Origin of the sequence: Micromonospora taraxaci, assembly GCF_007830095.1 — a bacterium.
In the GTDB taxonomy this organism is placed as follows: domain Bacteria; phylum Actinomycetota; class Actinomycetes; order Mycobacteriales; family Micromonosporaceae; genus Micromonospora; species Micromonospora taraxaci.
This window is the reverse complement of sequence record NZ_VIWZ01000002.1, coordinates 25809-44886: the sequence shown is the minus strand read 5'-3', so window position 1 is coordinate 44886 and position 19078 is coordinate 25809. Positions and strand designations below refer to the sequence as shown.

At 72.0% G+C, this 19078-nt stretch carries 18 protein-coding genes; 10 read left to right on the top strand and 8 right to left on the bottom strand.

What is annotated here, in order from left to right:
* Window positions 1-19: 19 nt before the first annotated feature.
* Complete coding sequence (gene mqnE / locus FHU34_RS29315) at window positions 20-1189, bottom strand: aminofutalosine synthase MqnE (RefSeq protein ID WP_145785889.1); 1170 nt, start codon at window positions 1187-1189, stop codon at window positions 20-22.
* Window positions 1190-1428: 239 nt separating this feature from the next.
* On the opposite strand from mqnE, the gene FHU34_RS29310 reads away from it, so the two are divergent.
* The 4 genes from FHU34_RS29310 to FHU34_RS29295 all read left to right on the top strand — a co-directional run bounded on the left by FHU34_RS29310 (window position 1429) and on the right by FHU34_RS29295 (window position 7518).
* Window positions 1429-2967 carry a C40 family peptidase gene (locus FHU34_RS29310; protein ID WP_145785888.1) on the top strand — a complete coding sequence of 513 codons (1539 nt, stop codon included), beginning with the start codon at window positions 1429-1431 and terminating at the stop codon, window positions 2965-2967.
* 114 nt (window positions 2968-3081) lie between these two features.
* Window positions 3082-4671 (top strand): hypothetical protein, encoded by a 1590-nt coding sequence (locus tag FHU34_RS33940; RefSeq protein WP_244312046.1) that lies wholly within the window; start codon window positions 3082-3084, stop codon window positions 4669-4671.
* A gap of 197 nt (window positions 4672-4868) precedes the next feature.
* Complete coding sequence (locus FHU34_RS29300; protein ID WP_145785887.1) at window positions 4869-6791, top strand: DEAD/DEAH box helicase; 1923 nt, start codon at window positions 4869-4871, stop codon at window positions 6789-6791.
* Window positions 6792-6897: 106 nt separating this feature from the next.
* Window positions 6898-7518, top strand: coding sequence for a putative glycolipid-binding domain-containing protein (locus tag FHU34_RS29295; protein ID WP_145786457.1), 621 nt, complete (start codon window positions 6898-6900; stop codon window positions 7516-7518).
* Between the two features lie 43 nt (window positions 7519-7561).
* On the opposite strand, the gene cds1 is transcribed toward FHU34_RS29295, so the two are convergent.
* The 3 genes from cds1 to FHU34_RS29280 are packed head-to-tail and all read right to left on the bottom strand — an operon-like array spanning window position 7562 to window position 10025.
* Window positions 7562-8653: an L-cysteine desulfhydrase Cds1 gene (gene cds1, locus FHU34_RS29290; RefSeq protein WP_145785886.1), complete on the bottom strand. Its 1092-nt coding sequence runs from the start codon at window positions 8651-8653 to the stop codon at window positions 7562-7564.
* 32 nt (window positions 8654-8685) lie between these two features.
* Entirely contained in the window at window positions 8686-9516 is an 831-nt protein-coding gene (locus FHU34_RS29285) for an SDR family NAD(P)-dependent oxidoreductase (protein WP_145785885.1), read from the bottom strand.
* A 50-nt stretch (window positions 9517-9566) separates the two neighbouring features.
* Window positions 9567-10025, bottom strand: coding sequence for an Lrp/AsnC family transcriptional regulator (locus FHU34_RS29280; protein ID WP_145785884.1), 459 nt, complete (start codon window positions 10023-10025; stop codon window positions 9567-9569).
* A 270-nt stretch (window positions 10026-10295) separates the two neighbouring features.
* Here FHU34_RS29280 and FHU34_RS29275 point away from each other — a divergent pair, with 270 nt between their 5' ends.
* Entirely contained in the window at window positions 10296-10562 is a 267-nt protein-coding gene (locus FHU34_RS29275; RefSeq protein ID WP_007454516.1) for a BldC family transcriptional regulator, read from the top strand.
* A 104-nt stretch (window positions 10563-10666) separates the two neighbouring features.
* Here the strand turns inward: FHU34_RS29275 and FHU34_RS29270 are convergent, their stop codons facing one another.
* Window positions 10667-11296 (bottom strand): UbiX family flavin prenyltransferase, encoded by a 630-nt coding sequence (locus FHU34_RS29270; RefSeq protein ID WP_145785883.1) that lies wholly within the window; start codon window positions 11294-11296, stop codon window positions 10667-10669.
* 151 nt (window positions 11297-11447) lie between these two features.
* On the opposite strand from FHU34_RS29270, the gene FHU34_RS29265 reads away from it, so the two are divergent.
* A complete protein-coding gene (locus tag FHU34_RS29265) occupies window positions 11448-12437 on the top strand; it encodes a terpene synthase family protein (RefSeq protein ID WP_145785882.1) in 990 nt (329 codons plus the stop codon).
* Here the strand turns inward: FHU34_RS29265 and mqnP are convergent.
* Complete coding sequence (mqnP, locus tag FHU34_RS29260) at window positions 12426-13337, bottom strand: menaquinone biosynthesis prenyltransferase MqnP (RefSeq protein ID WP_145785881.1); 912 nt, start codon at window positions 13335-13337, stop codon at window positions 12426-12428. The genes FHU34_RS29265 and mqnP overlap by 12 nt on opposite strands.
* Window positions 13337-14797 carry a menaquinone biosynthesis decarboxylase gene (locus FHU34_RS29255; RefSeq protein ID WP_145785880.1) on the bottom strand — a complete coding sequence of 487 codons (1461 nt, stop codon included), beginning with the start codon at window positions 14795-14797 and terminating at the stop codon, window positions 13337-13339. The genes mqnP and FHU34_RS29255 overlap by 1 nt, the downstream gene beginning before the upstream one ends.
* A gap of 177 nt (window positions 14798-14974) precedes the next feature.
* Here FHU34_RS29255 and FHU34_RS29250 point away from each other — a divergent pair, with 177 nt between their 5' ends.
* Window positions 14975-15850 (top strand): alpha/beta fold hydrolase, encoded by an 876-nt coding sequence (locus tag FHU34_RS29250; RefSeq protein WP_145785879.1) that lies wholly within the window; start codon window positions 14975-14977, stop codon window positions 15848-15850.
* A gap of 145 nt (window positions 15851-15995) precedes the next feature.
* Here the strand turns inward: FHU34_RS29250 and FHU34_RS29245 are convergent, their stop codons facing one another.
* Window positions 15996-16550 (bottom strand): carboxymuconolactone decarboxylase family protein, encoded by a 555-nt coding sequence (locus FHU34_RS29245; RefSeq protein WP_145785878.1) that lies wholly within the window; start codon window positions 16548-16550, stop codon window positions 15996-15998.
* 128 nt (window positions 16551-16678) lie between these two features.
* Between FHU34_RS29245 and FHU34_RS29240 the strand changes: the two genes are divergently transcribed.
* From FHU34_RS29240 to FHU34_RS29230, 3 genes are all read left to right on the top strand, one after another.
* Window positions 16679-17155, top strand: a complete 477-nt coding sequence (locus FHU34_RS29240) for a MarR family winged helix-turn-helix transcriptional regulator (protein ID WP_145785877.1) — start codon at window positions 16679-16681, stop codon at window positions 17153-17155.
* A 201-nt stretch (window positions 17156-17356) separates the two neighbouring features.
* Window positions 17357-17599 carry a hypothetical protein gene (locus FHU34_RS29235; protein WP_244312045.1) on the top strand — a complete coding sequence of 81 codons (243 nt, stop codon included), beginning with the start codon at window positions 17357-17359 and terminating at the stop codon, window positions 17597-17599.
* A gap of 76 nt (window positions 17600-17675) precedes the next feature.
* Window positions 17676-19037, top strand: coding sequence for a COG1361 family protein (locus tag FHU34_RS29230; RefSeq protein WP_145785876.1), 1362 nt, complete (start codon window positions 17676-17678; stop codon window positions 19035-19037).
* Window positions 19038-19078 lie beyond the last annotated feature (41 nt).

Genomic DNA, 19078 nt, shown 5'->3' with positions numbered 1-19078 from the left:
TGCGAGGGTACGTGGTGACTCAGGCCCAGACCTGCTGCGGCTCGGCGCGCCGCTGCGCCAGCGACGGGGCCCTGTCGTACTCCCGGACCACGTTGTAACGGGTGTCCCGCTCGACCGGCTGGAAACCGGCGTCCCAGATCAGGTGCAGCAGGTCCTCGCGGTGCATGGTGTTCGGGGTGCCGTACGAGTCGGCGTCGTGCGTGATCTTGTATTCGACGACCGAGCCGTCCAGGTCGTCCACGCCGAAGTTCAGCGAGAGCTGAGCGACCGACAGCCCGTGCATCACCCAGAAGTTCTTCACGTGCGGCACGTTGTCGAAGAGCAACCGGGAGACGGCGAACGTCTTCAGCGACTCGGCCGGCGACGCCATCGTGGTGCGCGCCTGGATCCGGTTACGGATCTTGCCGTCCGCCGAGTCGACGAAGTCGTGCTGGTAGCGCAGCGGGATGAAGACGGCGAAGCCACCGGTCTCATCCTGCAGCTCACGCAGCCGCAGCACGTGGTCGACCCGGTGCCGGGGCTCCTCGATGTGGCCGTACAGCATCGTCGCCGGGGTCTTCATGCCCTTGCTGTGCGCCAGGGCGTGGATGCGCGACCAGTCCTCCCAGTGGCAGGCGTGGTCGACGATGTGCTGCCGGACCTCCCAGTCGAAGATCTCCGCGCCACCACCGGTCAGCGACTCCAGGCCGGCGTCCATCAACTCGTCGAGGATCTCGTCGGCGCTCAGACCGCTGATCTTCTCGAACCACTGCACCTCGGTCGCCGTGAAGCACTTGAGCTTGACGTTCGGCAGCGCCGCCTTCAGCTCGCGCAGCACCTTCGGGTAGTAGCGCCAGGGCAGCGTCGGGTGCAGGCCGTTGACGATGTGCAACTCGGTGAGCTGCTCGTCCTCCATCTCCTTGGCCTTGCGGACCGCCTCGTCGATGCGCATCGTGTACGCGTCCTTCTCGCCCGGCTTGCGCTGGAACGAGCAGTACGCGCAGGACGCCGAGCAGACGTTGGTCAGGTTGAGGTGCCGGTTGACGTTGAACATCACCCGCTCACCGTTCAGCTCGGTGCGCTTGTGGTGCGCCAGCCGCCCCAACCAGGTCAGGTCGTCGCTCTCGTAGAGGGCGACCCCGTCCTCCCGGGTCAGCCGCTCACCGGCGTACACCTTCGCTTCGAGCTCACGCTTGAGTCCGGCGTCCATGGCACGTCCCTTCCACCTGCGGTCCCGGTCGAGCGTACGTCGGGACGCCGACAGCCCCGGCGGCACGGTCGCCGGCAGCGACCCACTTCACCGAACTCTCAGCCTCCCGTAACCCGCCCACGCATCGACAAGGTTGGCGAGGTGCGGTAGTAACAAGGTGGGGCGGAACACACACACTGGTACCGTCCCGGCGGTCGCGCCCACCGTGCGCGGCGAGGAGCAGCGGGACGAGGAGCGGCATGATCTACAGCGGGCGCGGGCGACGGCAGCGACGACGGAGCCCGGTGATCTCGCCGGTGCTGCGTCCGAAGCTCTGGGCCGCCCTGCTCGGCGCGATCGCCGCAGCTGTGATGGCCACCCCCGCGTACGCCGAGCCCGGACTGCCCACGACGGTGCCCGACACCGGTGCCCGGCCGCCGGCGATCGGCACGGTCCAACTGCCCGGCGGCCCACCCGTCGCCGGCGTCCCGGCGCCGCCGGTGGCCACCATCGGCACCAGCCCGCTGGCCGCGCAGATCTATGCCGGCGAAGCCCAGGTCGGCACACTCGGCGAAGCGCTCCTGACGATCAAGCAGAAGCAGTCCGCCGCGAAAGCCCAGGTGGAGTCTGCCGCCAAGGTGCTCGCGAGCGCGCAGGACGCCCTGCTCCGGGCTCAGCAGGAAGCCGACGCGGCCGCCGCCGACGCCGTCAAGGCAGCCGCCGCGCTGCCGCCCGGCGACCTCGCTCAGGACATCCGGGAGCTGAGCCGCCTCCAACAGATCACCAGGGGCGAGAAGGTCGACGGCGGCACCACAGGCGTGGCCGGCGGGCTGTCCCGGGCCCGCGCGGGTGAGCAGGAGGCGTACCAGAAGCACGCCGAAGCCAAGAACCAGCTCGCCGCCGCCGACGCGGAGTTCACCGCTGGCGAGGGAGCGCTGCGCACGGCCGAGGCGAGCCTGCTCAAGCTGCGCCGCGACAACGCGACCCAACTGATCGAGATCGAACGTCAGCAGGAGGCCGCCGAGCAGCAGTACGGCAGCGGCTACGTCGCCAACCAGAGCATCAGCGGCATGGCCGCGCACCCCCGGGCCCTGGCCGCGGTCCGCTACGCGCTCGCCCAGCTCGGCGACCCGTACAAGTGGTCCGAGGAGGGGCCGGACCAGTTCGACTGCTCCGGCCTGATGTGGGCTGCGTACCGGTCGCCCGGCGCCGACTACTTCGACCTGCCCCGGGTCTCCCGCGACCAGTACGCCGCCACCCGGGCCCGGACCGTGCCGCAGGGCGCGCTGCTCCCCGGCGACCTGCTCTTCTTCGCTTCCGGCAGCAGTTGGACGACCATCCACCACGTCGGCATGTACATCGGCAACGGCAAGATGGTGCAGGCACCCACCACCGGCGACGTCGTCAAGATCTCGGCCGTCCGCTGGACCCGGCTGTACGCCGCGACCCGGGTGATCGGCGCGGTGCCGGCACCGATCGTGTCCGTGCCGACCCCGCCGGTCCCGACGCCGACGCCGACGCCGACGAAGTCCGCCACCCCGACGCCGACGCCCACCAAGTCCGCCACCCCGACGCCCACGCCGACCGGCTCGGCCACGCCGACGCCGACCCCGACCGGCAGCGCGACGCCGAAACCGACCGAGACCACCTCGCCGACCACCCCGCCGACGACCCCGCCGACGCTGCCCTCGGCGCCCACCAGCGCGCCGAACACGACGCCTCCGCCGACCACGCCGCCGGCCACGACGAGCGCGACGGGCGGCGACAGCCCGTCGAGCAGCGCCAGCAACGCTGGTTGATCCGCCACGACCCGCTCCGGCTGTCCGCTCGGGGAGATCTGTGGCACGGTGACAACCAGGCACATCCGGCTCGACGTCACGGGTCCGGGTGCGAGCATGGCGCGGAGGGCGGAGATGGCCGAGCAGAGAGATCCGGCGGAGACTGTCGACCCCGTGGTCGACCGAGCCGACCCGGCACGGCTCGGCACCGCCGACCCGGTGTCCGGCCCGGTGTCGACCACCGAGGCCGACCCGGCCGCCCTGGGCGCTGACCCGGGCTCCAGCGGCACGGCCCCGTCCGCGTCCGACGGGACCGCGGCCTCGGACAACGGCGCGGCCTCGGACAACGGCGCGCCCTCTGACGGCGACTCCGCGGCCTCCGACGGCGGCTCCGCTGACGTCGGTGCCGCCGCCGACACCGACCGCACGGACATGCCCACGGCCGGCGCGGACGCTTCCGCCGCCGACACTGGCGCTCCCGCCGCCGACGCGGACCCCCTCGCCGGCAAGGACGCTCCCGCCGTTGCCGTCGGGAAGGCCACGGCGGCCGTTGCCGTCGGGCACACCACGCCGGCCAGCGCCCTCCCGGAGCAGCCAGCTGCGCCGGTACGGGCCCGCGCCAGCGTCTCGACCGCCGGGGCGTCCCGCAGCGACCTGCCGGCCAGCGCCCCGGTCACCGCTACCACCTACCGCGCGACCGGCTCGGCCGACGTTCCGGTGCCCGGGCAGCGCAACGACTCGACCGCTCCGGCGCGGGCCAGCGCCACCGTTCCCACCGGCAGCCGGGTCACGGCCGGTGCGATCGGCACGCCGGGCCCTCGGGGCAGCACGCCAACCGTCTACGGAGCCGGGCCGGTGAGCACCGAGCCGCCCGAGCCGGCGCAACCGCCGCAGCCCGCCCAGCCTCCGGAGCCGTCGACTCCGGAGCCGAGGCCGGAGCCCACGCCGCCCGGCCCTGGGCCGGCCCAGCCCGCACCACCCGAGCCGGAACCCGCGCCGGCCCCGGGTCCGTACCCACCCGGCCCGATGCCGACGCCACAGCCCCGACCCACGCCGCCGCCCGGCCCGGTACCGCCCGTTCCACCACCCGTGCCGCCGGTGCCCGCCCCGCCCGGTCCGATGCCGGCACCGCCGTTTCCACCGCCGCCGGCGGTGATCGACACGCCCGGTGTACGCGCCACCGCACCGGTCTCCGCACCGCCGGCCGGATGGCCGGCCGCCGCCGGGACGACCCGCTCGGCGTCGACCGGCGGGTGGGCCGAGGCACCCGTCTCCGCGCCGCCGGTGGTGCCCGCTCCCGCGCTGCCCAGTTGGCCGCCGTCCAGCGTCGGCTCTCCCCAATCGCCGGCGAGCAGCTCCGGAAACTCCCGGCCGACGGGACCGACCGCCAGGTCGGCGGTCAACTCCGGACCGGCTGCGGCTGGCGCTCATGATGGGCGACGCGGCGGTGGCTCCGACCTGGCCGGCACCGTTTACGGCAGCGGTGAGGGGCCGGGTTTCACCACGATCGCGATGCCCACCAACGCGGTGGAGACGTCCGGCTCGCTGACCGGTCACATCCTGGCCCAGGGCTGGGCGGACACCCCGGCCGAGCGCTCCCGCAACGCCCGGGTGGTGATCGTTCTGGCCGCTGCTCTGGGGCTGCTGGTCGCGATCAGCGTCATGATCGTCCTGCTCGCCGGTGACGCACTGGACGGTCTGGTCGGCGGCGTGCTCAACGGGTGACCCGTCGAGTGGACGCGATGGTGAGTCCGCCCACTACGGTCGGGCAACCGGCTGGCGGGTTCGCCGAACCGCCGTACACTGGCTTAGATCACTGACCCGGCGCGCGTGGTGCGCGCCCCTGGGCGATCTTGCGGGCGATCCGGCGGCACAGCCGCGGCAGGCCATCGCGAAGATGCGCCCCGCTCGAAAGGCTTTTGTTGACCACCTCTGCTGACCCCAGCACCGTCACGTCCGTTTTCGACCCCACCCCGGCGGCCGACACCGCCGAACCCATCGACTTCGCCGCCCTCGGCCTGCCCGAGCCGCTGGTCCGCGCATTGGCACAGCAAGGCATCACCAGCCCGTTCGAGATCCAGCGGGCCACCGTTCCGGACGCGCTCGCCGGCCGGGACGTGCTGGGCCGTGGCCAGACCGGTTCGGGCAAGACGCTCGCCTTCGGTCTGCCGCTGATCGCCCGGCTGGCGACCCGCAACCGGGCCCGGCCGATGCGCCCCCGCGCCCTCGTCCTGGTTCCGACCCGGGAGTTGGCCATGCAGGTCAACGACGCACTGTTGCCGCTGGGCAAGGCCGTCGGCATCTTCCTGAAGACCGCCGTCGGCGGTGTCCCGTACGACCGTCAGATCGACGCGCTGCGGCGCGGCGTGGAGATCATCGTGGCCACCCCTGGCCGGCTCGGCGACCTCATCGAGCGGGGCATCTGCCAGCTCGACGACGTCGAGGTCACGGTGCTCGACGAGGCTGACCAGATGGCCGACATGGGCTTCCTGCCCGAGGTGACCGACCTGCTGGCGAAGACGCCCGCTAACGGTCAGCGGCTACTCTTCTCGGCCACCCTGGACGGTGACGTCGACGCGTTGGTCAAGCGGTTCATGAACGACCCGGTGACCCACTCCACGGCGCCCTCCACCGCCTCGGTGTCCACCATGGACCACCACATGCTGTTGATCCCGCCGCACGAGAAGTTCCCGGTGGCGGCCTCGATCGCCGCTCGGGACGGCCGGACGATGGTCTTCGCCCGTACGCAGCTCGGGGTGGACCGGCTGGTCGAGCAACTCGCCGCGGTCGGCGTACGCGCCGGTGGGCTGCACGGCGGCAAGACCCAGCGGATGCGCACCAAGACCCTCGCGGAGTTCCGTGAGGGCCGGATGAACGTGCTGGTCGCCACGGACGTGGCGGCTCGGGGCATCCACGTCGACGGGGTCACCCTGGTGCTGCACGTCGACCCGCCGAAGGACCCGAAGGACTACCTGCACCGGGCCGGGCGCACCGCTCGGGCCGGCGAGTCTGGCGCGGTCGCCACGCTGGTGCTGCCCAAGCAGCGCCGCACCACGCTGGCGATGATGGAGAAGGCCGGCGTCGCACCGGCCGAGACCCGGGTCCGGGTCGGCGACCAGGCGTTGGCCGAGTTGGTCGGCGCGCGGGAGCCCAGCGGTGTCCCGGTTCGTGTCGAGGCGGAGCCGCGCGGTTACGGCGACCGTTCCGGCGGCCCGCGTCGGTTCGGCGACCGGCCGCAGGGCGAGCGGCGCTACGGCGACCGACCCACCGGCGAGCGGCGCTACGGCGACCGACCGACCGGTGACCGGGGCTACAGCGACCGTCCGCAGGGTGAGCGCCGGTTCGGCGACCGGGCGCAGGGCGAGCGGCGGTTCAGCGACCGACCGCAGGGCGAGCGGCGTTACGGCGACCGACCGCAGGGCGACCGGCAGTACGGCGACCGGCCGCAGGGCGAGCGCCGCTACGGCGACCGACCGCAGGGCGACCGGCAGTACGGCGACCGGCCGCAGGGCGAGCGGCGTTACGGCGATCGGCCTGCCGGCGACCGGAGCTACGGTGACCGGCCGCAGGGCGAGCGGCGTTACGCCGATCGGGACTCCCGGGGCTACGGTGACCGGCCGCAGGGCGAGCGTCGGTTCGAGGACCGGCCGCGGTTCGGTGACCGGGACGGTCGGGGCGACCGGCCGCAGGGCGAGCGGCGCTTCGGTGACCGGGACTCGCGGGGTGGTTTCCGCCCGGAGAGCCGTGGTCGGGATGACCGTCCCCGTGAGGACCGGGCCCGCGACGACCGTCCGCGCGACGACCGGCGGGGTTTCGGCGGGCGACCGCCGGCACGTACCCACTGATCCTCTGATCCTCTGAACGCCGTCGCGGAGCACATGCTTCGCGGCGGCGTTCGCGCATGCCCTGCCGAGGCAGGCCGGGTCGCGTAACGTCCGGCTCATGCCGACCATGCCGCAGTCAATCTTCTGGTCCCGGACGGACACCGCCGGCAGCGAGCAGGTCCTCTTCGACGACAGCCGCGGCTTGGCGGCCCGGGGCACCCTGCTCGCCGTGGACCCGATCCCCTGGACCGCCCGATACCAACTGACCACCGCGCCGGACTGGTCCACGACCCGGGTCGAGGTCGAGGTCGAAGGGCTGGGCTGGCAGCGCCGGGTGACCCTGGAGCGGACGGCGGACCGGTGGCGGGTGACCACCGCGGAACAGGGCGACCTGGACCGGGCCCTGGTCAACGCCGGTCATCCCCGGGCCGGCCTGCCGGGCACCGACGACCCGGACCGGCTGGCCGACGCGCTCGACGTCGACCTGAGCGGCTCGCCGCTGTTCAACACCCTGCCGGTCCACCGGCTCGGGCTGGCCGCCGAGCCGGCCGACATCGCACACCGGATCACCGTCGCGTGGGTGCTGCTGCCCGGTCTGGAGGTGGTGCCGACCGAGCAGATCTACACGGGGCTCGGACCGGGCCGGGTGCGCTTCGCCAGTGGCACCTTCACCGCCGACATCGACCTGGACGACAGCGGCTACGTGGTGCGCTATCCCGGGCTGGCGGAGCGGATCGACCCGCGCTGAACGTGCGGCGCCCGCCCGCCCCGACCAGTGGCGTCCGCGCGGCTCACGCCGGCCAGGTGCCGCTGGTCAGGAAGCGTTCGATCGTGGCCTGGTGCGGCGTCAGGTCGAGGCCCTGGGCGTTCACCCAATCGTCGGAGTAGTAGGTGTCGGCGTACCGGTCACCCGGGTCGCAGATCAGGGTGACCACCGAGCCGGTCCGGCCCTCGGCGAGCATCTGGGCGATCAGGCCGAACGCGCCCCACAGGTTGGTGCCGGTGGAGCCGCCCACCCGGCGGCCGAGCACGGCCGAGCCGGCACGCATGGCGGCCAGTGACGCCGCGTCCGGCACCTGGACCATCCGGTCCACCACCGAGGGCAGGAACGAGGCCTCCACCGTCGGACGGCCAATCCCCTCGATCCGGGAGCCCTTCCCGGTACGCACCGACCAGTCGGCGGCCAACCAGGCCGGGTAGAACGCCGAGTTCTCCGGGTCGACCACGCAGAGTTTGGTGGCGAGACGGCGGTACCGGGCGTACCGGCCGATGGTCGCGCTGGTGCCTCCGGTGCCGGCGCCCACCACGACCCAGGCGGGGATCGGGTGCCGTTCCAGTTCGAGCTGGGCGTAGATCGACTCGGCGATGTTGTTGTTGCCCCGCCAGTCGGTCGCCCGCTCGGCGTAGGTGAACTGGTCCATAAAGTGCCCAGCGGAGTCCTCGGCCAGCCACCGGGCCTCGACCACCACGCTGGCGGGGTCGTCCACCAGGTGGCACCGGCCGCCCTGGAACTCGATCTGTGCGATCTTCTCGGCTGAGGTGGAGGCGGGCATCACCGCGATGAAGGGCAACCCGAGCATCCTGGCGAAGTACGCCTCGGAGACCGCCGTGGAGCCCGACGACGCCTCGACGATCGTGGTGCGCGGCCCGATCCAGCCGTTGCAGAGCCCGTAGAGGAACAGCGAGCGGGCCAGCCGGTGCTTCAGCGAGCCGGTGGGATGTGAGGACTCGTCCTTGAGGTAGAGGTCGATCCCCCAGGCTCGGGGCAGCGGAAACGGCAGCAGGTGGGTGTCGGCCGAGCGGTTCGCGTCCGCCTCGACGGCGGCGATCGCCTCCGTCACCCAGGTTCGGCTGGCCTCGTCGCACCGGTCGAGATGAGTCACGCCGGAAACGTAGCAAGCAGGCCCAGCGGTGGTCAGGGCCGGTCCGGACGGGTGCTCCGACGGTGTTGTCGGCGCTGGCCGGCGCGGCCGGCGGCCTGGACCAGCGGGGTCAGCGCGACCGCCAGCCGGGGCAGGGCGTCCAGCAGGCGCACCTGCGCTCCCCGCCAGCGGGGCAGGCTGACCACCGGACGGGGTCGGTGGGCCAACCGGACCGCCCGGGCGGCCACCTGCTGCGCGGTCAACATCGACCCGGTGAACGAAGCCACCGCGCCCGGGTCGTCCAGCCGGTCGTGCAGCATCGGGGTCCAGATGCCGTCCGGGCAGAGGCAGGAGACGTGCACCCGGCGGTATCCCGCGATCCGCAGGTCGGACAGGGTGCCGAGGCTGAACGCCAGCAGGGCGTGCTTGCTGGCCGCGTACACCGTCTCGCCGGGCGCGGCGATCAGCCCGGCCAGCGAGACGACGTTGAGCACGTGGCCGTGGCCCTGCCCGCGCATCACGGCCAGCGCGGCCAGGGTGCCGTTCATGGCGCCGAAGGTGTTGACGTCGAACATCCGGCGGCGGGTCGGCCCGTCGTGCTCCCACGACGGCCCGGTGGTCAGGACGCCGGCATTGTTGACCCAGAGCGCAAGGCCGCCCCGGTCCGCGGCGCTCGCGGCGACGGCGGCGCAGGCGTCCTCGTCCCGGACGTCCAGGGCCGCCGACCAACCCCCGAGGGGCCCTGCGGCGGCGGCCACCGCCGCCGGGTCGAGGTCGGTGAGGAGCACCGACCAGCCGTCGGCGTGCAGCGCTGTGGCAATGGCGTGGCCGAGGCCGCCGGCAGCGCCGGTCACCACTGCCACGCGACGTCCCGGCGGGGTCATCGGCGCACGCTACCGCCGGCCGACCGGGCGACACCAGGGGTACGCGGCGGTCAGGTCGCGGGCGGGCCGACGGGCTGCGGGCGGTTCTCCCACTTGGTGGAGAGCGCGATGGCGGTACGGGTGGAGGCCACCCCCGGGGTCCGGTTCAATCGCACGATCAACTGCTCCAGTTCGGCGATCGTGCCGACCCGGGCCTTGAGCAGGAACGACTCGACACCGGCCATGAAGTAGCAGGACTCGATCTCGGGCAGCACCCGCAGCGACTCGAGCATGTCGTCGGAGTCGGCGCCGGAGTCCTCGACGATGCCGATCAGCGCGGTGACACCCAGCCCGATCGACTCCGGGGCCACATCCGCGCGGTAGCCCCGAACGACGCCGCTGCTCTCCAACTTGCCGACCCGTTCGTGCACGGCCGGGGCCGAGAGGCCCACCTGTCGGGCCAGCTCGGCGTACGAGAGGCGGGCGTTCCCGCGCAGCAGGTCGACGAGGTTCAGGTCGATGGCGTCCACAGAGAGTGACCCTAACCGCTAAGGCATAACGTGCGGGCTTCGGCATCCGTTGGACTGAGTGGTGAGTCACTGTTGACAAACCGCCGGTCACGGCGGAGGTAGCACAAGTACCATTACTAACTCCTCACTCAGTGCATTTTTCGCGTTTGGGCGGACAGGTCATGTCCCCGGTGCTGTAATTGCCATACGTCCCTCATGACGGCTCTGGGCTACGCACCAGCCGGGGGCAGTGTGTTCAGCCGGGGGCTTCGTCGACGCGAGGAGGGGGCTGTGGACACTGGAGATCGCCTGCTGACACCGGGTGAGGTCGCCGCGCTGTTTCGGGTAGACCCGAAAACTGTGACGAGATGGGCGGCGGCTGGCCGGATAGGAAGCATCCGGACTCCAGGCGGGCATCGCCGGTTTCGGGAATCCGAGGTGCGGGCCCTGCTTGAGGGGGAGGGCATGCTGGACGAGGTGGACGAGGTCGGAAAGCCACGCAATGTGGGGCCGGCCGCATCCACGGGGCCGGGTCCGGCCAACGCCGGCATGTACTGAACTGGTGCGGACATCGCTACGCGGACCGGACTTCGGCCCGGTCCGCGTCCCGCTTCGGCCGACCGCCGGGCGGCGTCGCGGCGCGTGACATGTGTGTTCGGCGCTCAGCTTCGGGCTGCGCCGAGCTGGCCGGACCACCGGCGGAACAGGGTGTGTGAGACGCCGAGCGCGTCGAGCACCTTGCCGGCCACGAAGTCGACCAACTGCTGGGCGCTGGCGGCCGCGCCGGCTCCGTAGAAGCCGGGGCTGGCGGGCAACACGACAGCGCCTGAGTCGTGCAGGGCGATCAGGTGCTCCAGGTGACTGCGGGTCACCGGTGTTTCCCGAGGGACGACCACCACCGGGCGGCGTTCCTTGAGGTTGACCTCGGCGGCGCGCTGCAGGAGGTCCTTGGAGAGCCCGATCGAGATGCCGGCGCAGGCTGCCGTGCTCGCCGGGACCACGGCCATGCCGCGTACCCGGTAGGAGCCGCTGCTCGGCCCGGCGGCCAGGTCACCGGCCGGCCAGTGCCGAAGGTCGGCACCGGTCAGGTCCCGGTCGAGCCAGGCGGCGAGATCCTCGGCCCAGTGCCCGTCGCGGAAGGGTCGGCCGGTCTCGTCGAGCACTGTGAGTCGTGCCGCGCGGGACACGATCAGGTCGACCGGCTCGCCCGCGTCGAGGAGTCCTCCGATGACGGCCGCCGCGTACGGCGTCCCGGATGCTCCGGAGACCCCGACCACCCATGGTTCCCGCATGCCCCCAGCCTGCCTGGTCCGGCTGGGCCGGTGGTGAGCACCCCCGGGATACGCCGCTCCGGCATGCCCGGCGGGGTAGGTGGGCATTCCGTCGACCTGACATGCTGCTGGTGGGGATTCGCATCGGAATCATCTCGCGCAGGAGGCATCGGTGACGACCGGCGAGGCCCTTCGGGCGCTGCGTGCCGAATGCCCGATCCAGTCCCGGCTCTCTCCGCACGCCGACAGCGTGCAGGAGTGGCTGCTCGGCCTGCTGCCCGACCTCGGCCTCGCCCTGGACGACGCGGCGTTGCACCGGCTGGCCCGGGGGGCGTTCGCCAGGTACGCCGGACGGCTCTACCCGGACGCCACCGAGGCCGATCTTCGGGTGCTGACCGTGCTGTTCACGTGGTTCTTCCTGGTCGACGACGCCTGCGACGGGCCTGGCCGGCTGACCTCGGAGCAGATCCGGGCTCTGCGCAACGGCACGTTGGCGCTGCTGCACGACGCTCGGCTGCGCCCGGTCGGGCTCACCGACCCGCTTCGGCGGCTGCTGGTGCTGGCCTGGCGGGAGCCGCGCCGCCGGATGCCGGCCCGGTGGCGGTCGCGTTTCGCCGACGCGGTGGCCCGGCACCTCGACGGCACCTGGCAGGAGGCGGTCAACAAGGAAACCGGCCGCCGACCCGGCGTCGACGAGTACGTGGAGCTGCGGCGGGCCACCTCGGCGGCGGAGGTGTCGTACACGCTCGTGGAGTTCGCGGGCGGTCGGCCGTTGCCCGACCCGGTCCACCACCATCCGCTGCTGCGGCAGATCGCCCAGGCCGGCAACGACCTGCTCTCCTGGTACAACGACCTGGCCTCGTTGGAGAAGGACCGGGCGACCGCAGGCGGACACAACCTGGTCCTGGCCATCGAGGCCGAACTGGCGGTGCCGTCGGCGGAGGCGGTGGCCCTGGCGGTCGAGCGCTGGCGGGAGGCGATGCGGCGCTTCGTCGCGCTGCGGGCCGCGGTGCCGTCGTTCGGCCCGGCGGTGGACCGGGCGGTCACCGACCACCTCGACGTGGTCGCGTACGCCGTCCGGGGCACCATCGACTGGACCTTGGAGAGCGCCCGTTACCCCACCGGGGAGGACGAGCCAGTGGTCAGCCGGTCAGGGCCGTAGGTCGAGCCGGATCACCAGGTCGAGCAGCGCGAAGACGAACAACGCGATGCCGACGAACCCGTTGGCGGTGAAGAACGCCCGGTTGACCTTGCTCAGGTCGGTCGGGCTGACCACCAGGTGCTGATACGCGAACGCGACAGCGGTGAGCGCCAGCCCGATCCACCAGAGCCAGCCGAGGCCGATCAACGCGCCGAACCAGACGAACAGCGCGAAGGTCACCACGTGCGCGATCGTGGAGGCGTGCAGCGCGAAGCGCCGGCCGTACCGGGCGGGCACGCTGTGCACGCCGATCTCCTGGTCGATCTCGGAGTCCTGGCAGGCGTAGATCAGATCGAAGCCGCCGATCCACAGCCCGACCGCCGCGCCGAGCACCCAGGCGGGCCCGGATCCGTCCAGGGTGCCGGTGACCGCCAGCCAGGCGCCGACCGGACCGACCATCTGGGCGATCCCCAGGATGGCGTGCGGCCAGTTGGTGAACCGCTTGCCGTAGGGGTAGACGACCAGGGGCACCACCGCGAGCGGCGCGAGCACCAGGCAGAGCGGGTTGAGCAGGGCTGCGGCGGCGAGGAAGACCACCAGCGCGACGGCCGCGCCGGTCCAGGCCGTCCGCACGCTCACCGCACCGGTGACCAGTTCCCGCCCGGCGGTACGCGGATTCCGCGCGTCGATCCGGCGATCGAGGATCCGGTTGGCGGCCATCGCGAACGTCCGCGCCCCGACCATCGCCACGGTGATCAGCAGCAGGTCGAGCCAGCGCACCCGCCCGCCGTTGACCTGCATGGCGCTCAGCGCCGACAGGTACGCGAAGGGCAGCGCGAACACCGAGTGCTCGATCGCGACGAGCTTGAGGAAGGACTTGACCCGGCCCGGCTTCTCGGCGGGAGCTTCGAGGACGGCCATCAGATCCCGTACTCCTTCCAGCGCTTGTCGACCAGGGCCGAGACTTCCGGGCTCATGCTCATCTCCTCCGGCCAACCGCGGGTGTAGCCCTCGGTGGGGAGTTTGCGGGTCGCGTCGACACCCGCCTTGCCACCCCAGAACTGCTGGTACGACGAGTGGTCGAGGTGGTCCACCGGCCCCTCGGTGAGCAGCAGGTCGCGCGCGTAGTCGACGTTGCCGAAGGCGCGGAAGGCGACCTCGTTGTAGTCGTGCACGTCGCAGTCCTCGTCGACGATCACGATGAGCTTGGTCAGCGACATCAGGTGCGCGCCCCAGATCGCGTTCATCACCTTCTGCGCGTGCTTCGGGTACCGCTTGCGGATCGACACGATCGCGCAGTTGTGGAAGACCCCGGCGGCCGGCAGGTCGTAGTCGACGATGTCCGGGATCATCAGCTTGAGCAGCGGCTGGAAGATCCGTTCGGTGGCCTTGCCGAGGCCGTGGTCCTCCTGCGGCGGCTTGGAGGTGACGATCGAGTGGTAGACCGGCTTGCGCTGCATCGTCATCGCCTCGACGTGCAGCACCGGGAACGGCTCGACCGGGGTGTAGAAGCCGGTGTGGTCGCCGAACGGCCCCTCGGGCAGCCGCTCACCCGGCTCCAGGTAGCCCTCCAGCACGATCTGCGCGTGCGCCGGCACCTGCAACGGCACGGTGAGGCAGTCGACCATCTCCACCCGCTCGCCGCGCAGGAACCCCGCGAACAGGTACTCGTCGATGTCGCCGGGCAGCGGCGCGCTGGCCGCGTACGAGACGACCGGGTCGCAGCCGATCGCGATGGCGACCGGCAGGCGCTGCCCGAGCCGCTCGGCGACCGCGTGGTGAGCGGTGGAGTCCTTGTGGATCTGCCAGTGCATGCCCAGGGTGTTGCGGCCGTGCTGCTGGAGCCGGTACAGGCCGAGGTTGCGCTTGCCGGTCTCCGGGTGCTTGGTGTGGGTCAGCCCGTAGTTGTGGAAGATCCCGCCGTCGCCGGGCCACACCTGCAACCCCGGCAGCCGGTTGAGGTCGACGTCCTCGCCCCGGTAGACGACCTCCTGGCAGGGCGCGGTCTTCACCTTGCGCGGTGGCACCGACTTGAGCTGCATGACCTTGCCGAGGCCCTCGCGGATGCCCGACCAGCCGACCGGCAGCTCCGGCTTGATCAGCGAGCCGATCCGGGCACCGATCTCGTCCAGCGAGTCGACGCCGAGGGCCATCGCCATGCGCTTCTCGGTGCCGAACAGGTTGATCGCCACCGGCATCTCGCCCCGGGTAGGACGCTCGAAGAGCAGCGCCGGCCCGCCGGCCCGCACCGTGCGGGTGACCACCTCGCTGATCTCGAGGGTGGGGTCGACCGGGACGTCGACCCGGCGCAACTCCCCCGCGCGCTCCAGCGCCGCGAGAAAGTCCTTGAGATCGGTGTACGGGAAGCCACGAGCCGCCATACCCGCCAGTCTCCCGCACCGGGTGCGGTGTGGCCCAAGCCGGGTGCTGTGACACCGGCGACGACCCCATGCGCGCCCGCCCACCCGGCCTTGATTCACCAACGTTCGGGCGCAGCGCCCGCAGGCATGGCCGTCGGTCGAGCGGGTAGCCGGGCAGCACGCGGACGGAGGCGGCGAATGGGTGGGGATCGGGTTCCGGCAGGGTTCACCGAGCAACGAGCACGGGTCGGCCAGATCACCATGAACTACGTCCGTGGCGGCAGCGGCCCACCGCTGGTGCTGCTGCACGGGTACCCGCAGTGCTGGTACATGTGGCGGCACCTGCTGCCCGAGTTGGGGCGCTCCTTCGACGTGGTCGCGCCCGACCTGCGCGGTTTCGGGGGCAGCGACGCCCCGGCCGACGGGTACGACAAGAAGACGGTCGCCGCCGACCTGCACGGACTACTCGATCAGCTCGGCCTGGCGAGCGACCTCCGGCTGGTTGGGCACGACCTGGGGACCATGGTGGCGTACGCGTACGCCGCCGCCCATCCGCAGCGGGTGAGTCGGCTGGTGCTCAGCGAGGCGCCGATCCCCGACGAGAGCATCTACACGTTCCCCGCGCTCACCTCGGCCGGGCCCGGGGTGTGGAACTTCGGCTACTTCTCCCTCGGCAACGGGCTTCCGGAGGCGCTGGTCAACGGGCGGGAGTCGCTCTGGGTGGATAAGTTCACCGACGCGCTGATGGTGCGCAAGGGCAGCATCGCCGCGCCCGACATCGAGGAGTTCGCCAGCCACCTGCGCGACCCGGCGCATCTGCGGGCGAGCTTCGCCTACTTCCGGGCGTTCGAGCAGGACATCGCCGACAACGCGGCGTACCGGGGCACGAAGCTGACCATGCCGGTGCTGGCCGTCGGATCGGCGGCCAGCCTCGGCGGGCAGGTCGCCGAGCAGGTTCGTCAGTACGCCGACGCGGTCCGCGGTGAGGTGATCGAGGACTGCGGCCACTGGCTGTACGAGGAGCGCCCGGACGAGATGCTCGCCCTGCTGCGCGACTTTCTCGGGGCGGCCTGAGTGCCGCCTCCCCGCTCTCGGCTTGATCCACTCGGGTTCCGGGAAGTTGCGGTGTCCTGCGGCTGGGTCACCCCTGTTTCCCGGAACGCAAGTGGATCAGGGCTCGCGCCGAGACGGCAACCAACGGTGGACCGGGTGCGGCGGGTCAGGCGGCGGGCGTCCAGGCGTGGGCGGCCAGCGGTGGGTCGAGCGGCGCTCGGGTGAGGCGGTTGGCGAAGGTGGACATGGTGTACGCGCCAACGCCGAGCACCACGTCCAGCGCGTGCCGGGGCAGGTAGCCGGCGGCGAGGAAGTCGTCGAGTTCGCCGTCGGGCACCGCGCCCCGGTGGTCGAGCACGGCCAGCGTGAACCGGCGCAGTGCCTCCTGCCGCGGCTCGGGCAACGGCGAGCCGGCGCGCAGTGCCGCGATCAGCTCGGCACTCGCGCCGAGCTGGGTGAGCTTGCCGGTGTGCAGGGCAACGCAGAAGTGACACGCGTGGGTGGCGGAGACGGTCAGGATGACCACCTCCCGGTCCAGGGGCGAGAGGTCGGTCTGCTCGAAACCCGCGTTGGCGGCGAGGAACCCGGCGAGCAACTGCGGCGACTCGGCCATCAGCGCCACCGGGGTGGGCAGCCAGCCGAACCGGTTCTGCACACCCTCCATGGTCCGACGGGCGGCAACGGGTGCGGTTTCGGCGGTGTGCTCGGTGAAGACGGACACGGTTCACCTGCTTTCGAAAGGTCGGCACGAGGCCGCGAGGTCGGGAAGGCGGGAGGCCGTCGGGGCCGGTGCCGCGTCCCGTACGATAGTCAACGTGGTTGACGAAATAGTAAACGTGGTTGTCGAACATGGCAAGCGCTGATCCGGCACGCCCCGGCTTCCAGTTGCCGCTCCTGCTGCTGGCCGGGTTTCGGACGCTGATCGACGACCTGCACGCCGAACTGGCTCGACAGGGGCATCCGGAGCTACGGCCGCTGCACGGCTTCGTGCTCCAGGCCGTCGGGATGGACGGCACCACAGCCACCGAGTTGGGGCAACGCCTCGGCATCTCGAAGCAGGCCGCCGGCAAGACTGTGGACCGGCTGGTCGAGGTCGGCTACCTGGAACGGGTCGACGACCCGCGCGACGCCCGCCGCCGGCTGGTCCGGGTCACGCCGCGCGGTGCCGACGGGCTCCGCCGATCGGCGGAGATCTTCGATACGTTGCGTCGCCAGTGGGCCGAACGCCTCGGCGCGGAACGGGTCGACGCCATCGAGGACGACCTGCGCGCAATGGCCTCGACCAACTGGTTCCGCCTGGACATGCCGGGCTGGTTCGGCGGCTGACCAACCAGCGCGATCGACCCCGGCGTGATCGACACCCCGGCGTGATCGACACCAGATCGCCGAAGTGGCGCCATGCTCTACTCCGGAAGCCGCCGCATCGCCGATCTGGAGTGGATCAAGCCTGCCCGGCACCGGCCCGGCGACGGTCGGACATCTCACCCGTCATGGCGTGGCGGTGGGGCTGGGGCGCAGGCTGGTGGGATGTCGGACGCGTATGTCGTCGGCGACCCGGACGGGTTGTCGCCCCTGCTGATCGCGGTACGCGACGCTGTCGCCAGGGAGCTGCACGCACAGGTGGCGCTACGCGGTGAGCGCATCGAGCTGGCGGATGTGCCGGAGGTGTCCTACCAGGTCACCGTCCAGGTTGAACGGACGCTGTCACGCCTGACGGCCAGGGGGCAGGGGCCGTCCGACCGATCGAAGACTGTCACAGGTGATCTCTAGGATCTGGGGTGCCGGTCGGGGCCGGGGCATTGACCCCGGCTTCTTCCAATCGGCTCATCCCTCACCAAGGAGATCGATGAGATCTGTGCACGTTACGCGCGGCAGGCTCCTGCGCGGCCTCACCGCGCTGGTCGTGGGCACCGCGACGGTCGGCGTGGCGGCCGTTCCGGCAATGGCGCAGGACGACCCGGGCTGGGTCAGCGCCTGGCTGGACGAGGTCACGGTCAGCGGTCCGACCGCTCCCGGCCGCACGGTCCAACTGACCCTGACCAGCACCGGTGCCACCCAGCCCCGGGTGACAGTCGACCTGACCGGCCTGGCTGGCGTGGCCACCGCCGCCTTCCCCGATTTCTGTGTCACCGAGGGCACCTCGGTGACCTGCCCGATGCCGCCGACGGCCGTCGACGAGTTCGGCACGCTCACCGGCACCGTGCCTGTGGTGTTCCGGGCCGCGCCCGGCGCGACCGACGGCGCGACCGGCTCCCTCGCCTACACGGCGCTCGGCGAGCAGACCGAGCCGTCCACCCAGCAGGCGACGATCACCGTGCGGTCCGGGCCCGACCTGCTCGACCTCGTCGACGAATCCGTTTCCGGCGTGGCGGTCGGCGACAGCCTGCCGGTGCCGGTGGCCGTGGTCAACGCGGGCGACCAGCCGGTCGTGGACCTCCGGCTCACCCTCCGCTTCCCGGTGGGTCTGATTCCGGCCAGCTACCGCAACTGCCGGTACGGCACCGACCGGGTGCTCGCCACCGTGGTGGTCTGCACCGTACGGGGCACGTTCGCCCCCGGCCAGCGGCACGAGCTGCGGCAGAAGCTGACCACCACGGTCGGCCCGGCCACCCTCGGCAGCAAGCGGATCAGCCAGTTCGTGGAACCGCTGGCCAGCGCCGGGCCGCTTCCGAGCGGCGTGAAGCTCAAGCACCGCGAGGCCGAGCAGGGGCTGCGGCTGCGACCGGTGGGCAAGGCGCTCGACGTGATCCCGGCCGGGGTGACCGGCACCGGAGGCCAGACCCACCTGCGCTCGGTGCAGGGCGCCTTCGACGTCGTCGCCCAGGGCGCAACCGTCACCGGTGCCGTCGGTGAGACCGTGCGGGTCACCGTCGGCCTCCGCAACGAGGGCCCCGGTGTTCCGGACGCCACCAACTCCGGTGACGGCGTCGGCGGCTTCCTCTTCGTGCCGCCGGCCGGCACCACGGTGGTCGGCAACCCGTCGAGCTGCTGGCTCAACGGGGACGAGGAGTCTGCCGGTGACGCCCCGGCGACCTGGTACTGCAACGGGCCGGGCTCCGTGTTCCCGGCTGGCCTGACCCACACCGCTGCGTTCGACCTGCGGATCGACAGCCTCTCCGGGACGCCCGGCGAGGTCCAGCCGTTCGGACGCTACCCGCGCGTGGACGACAACCCGGGCAACGACGTCGCTCCGGTGACAGTGGGCTGACCCAGCACGCCACAACGACGCGGGCCGGTCACTGACGGAAT

Coding starts and splice junctions, on each gene's coding strand:
- mqnP (WP_145785881.1), bottom strand. CDS start 13,337: ATGGCCGTCCTCGAAGCTCCCGCCGAGAAGCCGGGCCGGGTCAAGTCC.
- FHU34_RS29250 (WP_145785879.1), top strand. CDS start 14,975: ATGGGTGGGGATCGGGTTCCGGCAGGGTTCACCGAGCAACGAGCACGG.
- FHU34_RS29310 (WP_145785888.1), top strand. CDS start 1,429: ATGATCTACAGCGGGCGCGGGCGACGGCAGCGACGACGGAGCCCGGTG.
- mqnE (WP_145785889.1), bottom strand. CDS start 1,189: ATGGACGCCGGACTCAAGCGTGAGCTCGAAGCGAAGGTGTACGCCGGT.
- FHU34_RS29230 (WP_145785876.1), top strand. CDS start 17,676: ATGAGATCTGTGCACGTTACGCGCGGCAGGCTCCTGCGCGGCCTCACC.
- FHU34_RS29270 (WP_145785883.1), bottom strand. CDS start 11,296: ATGCGGGAACCATGGGTGGTCGGGGTCTCCGGAGCATCCGGGACGCCG.
- FHU34_RS33940 (WP_244312046.1), top strand. CDS start 3,082: ATGGCCGAGCAGAGAGATCCGGCGGAGACTGTCGACCCCGTGGTCGAC.
- FHU34_RS29295 (WP_145786457.1), top strand. CDS start 6,898: ATGCCGCAGTCAATCTTCTGGTCCCGGACGGACACCGCCGGCAGCGAG.
- FHU34_RS29255 (WP_145785880.1), bottom strand. CDS start 14,797: ATGGCGGCTCGTGGCTTCCCGTACACCGATCTCAAGGACTTTCTCGCG.
- FHU34_RS29240 (WP_145785877.1), top strand. CDS start 16,679: ATGGCAAGCGCTGATCCGGCACGCCCCGGCTTCCAGTTGCCGCTCCTG.
- FHU34_RS29235 (WP_244312045.1), top strand. CDS start 17,357: ATGTCGGACGCGTATGTCGTCGGCGACCCGGACGGGTTGTCGCCCCTG.
- FHU34_RS29285 (WP_145785885.1), bottom strand. CDS start 9,516: ATGACCCCGCCGGGACGTCGCGTGGCAGTGGTGACCGGCGCTGCCGGC.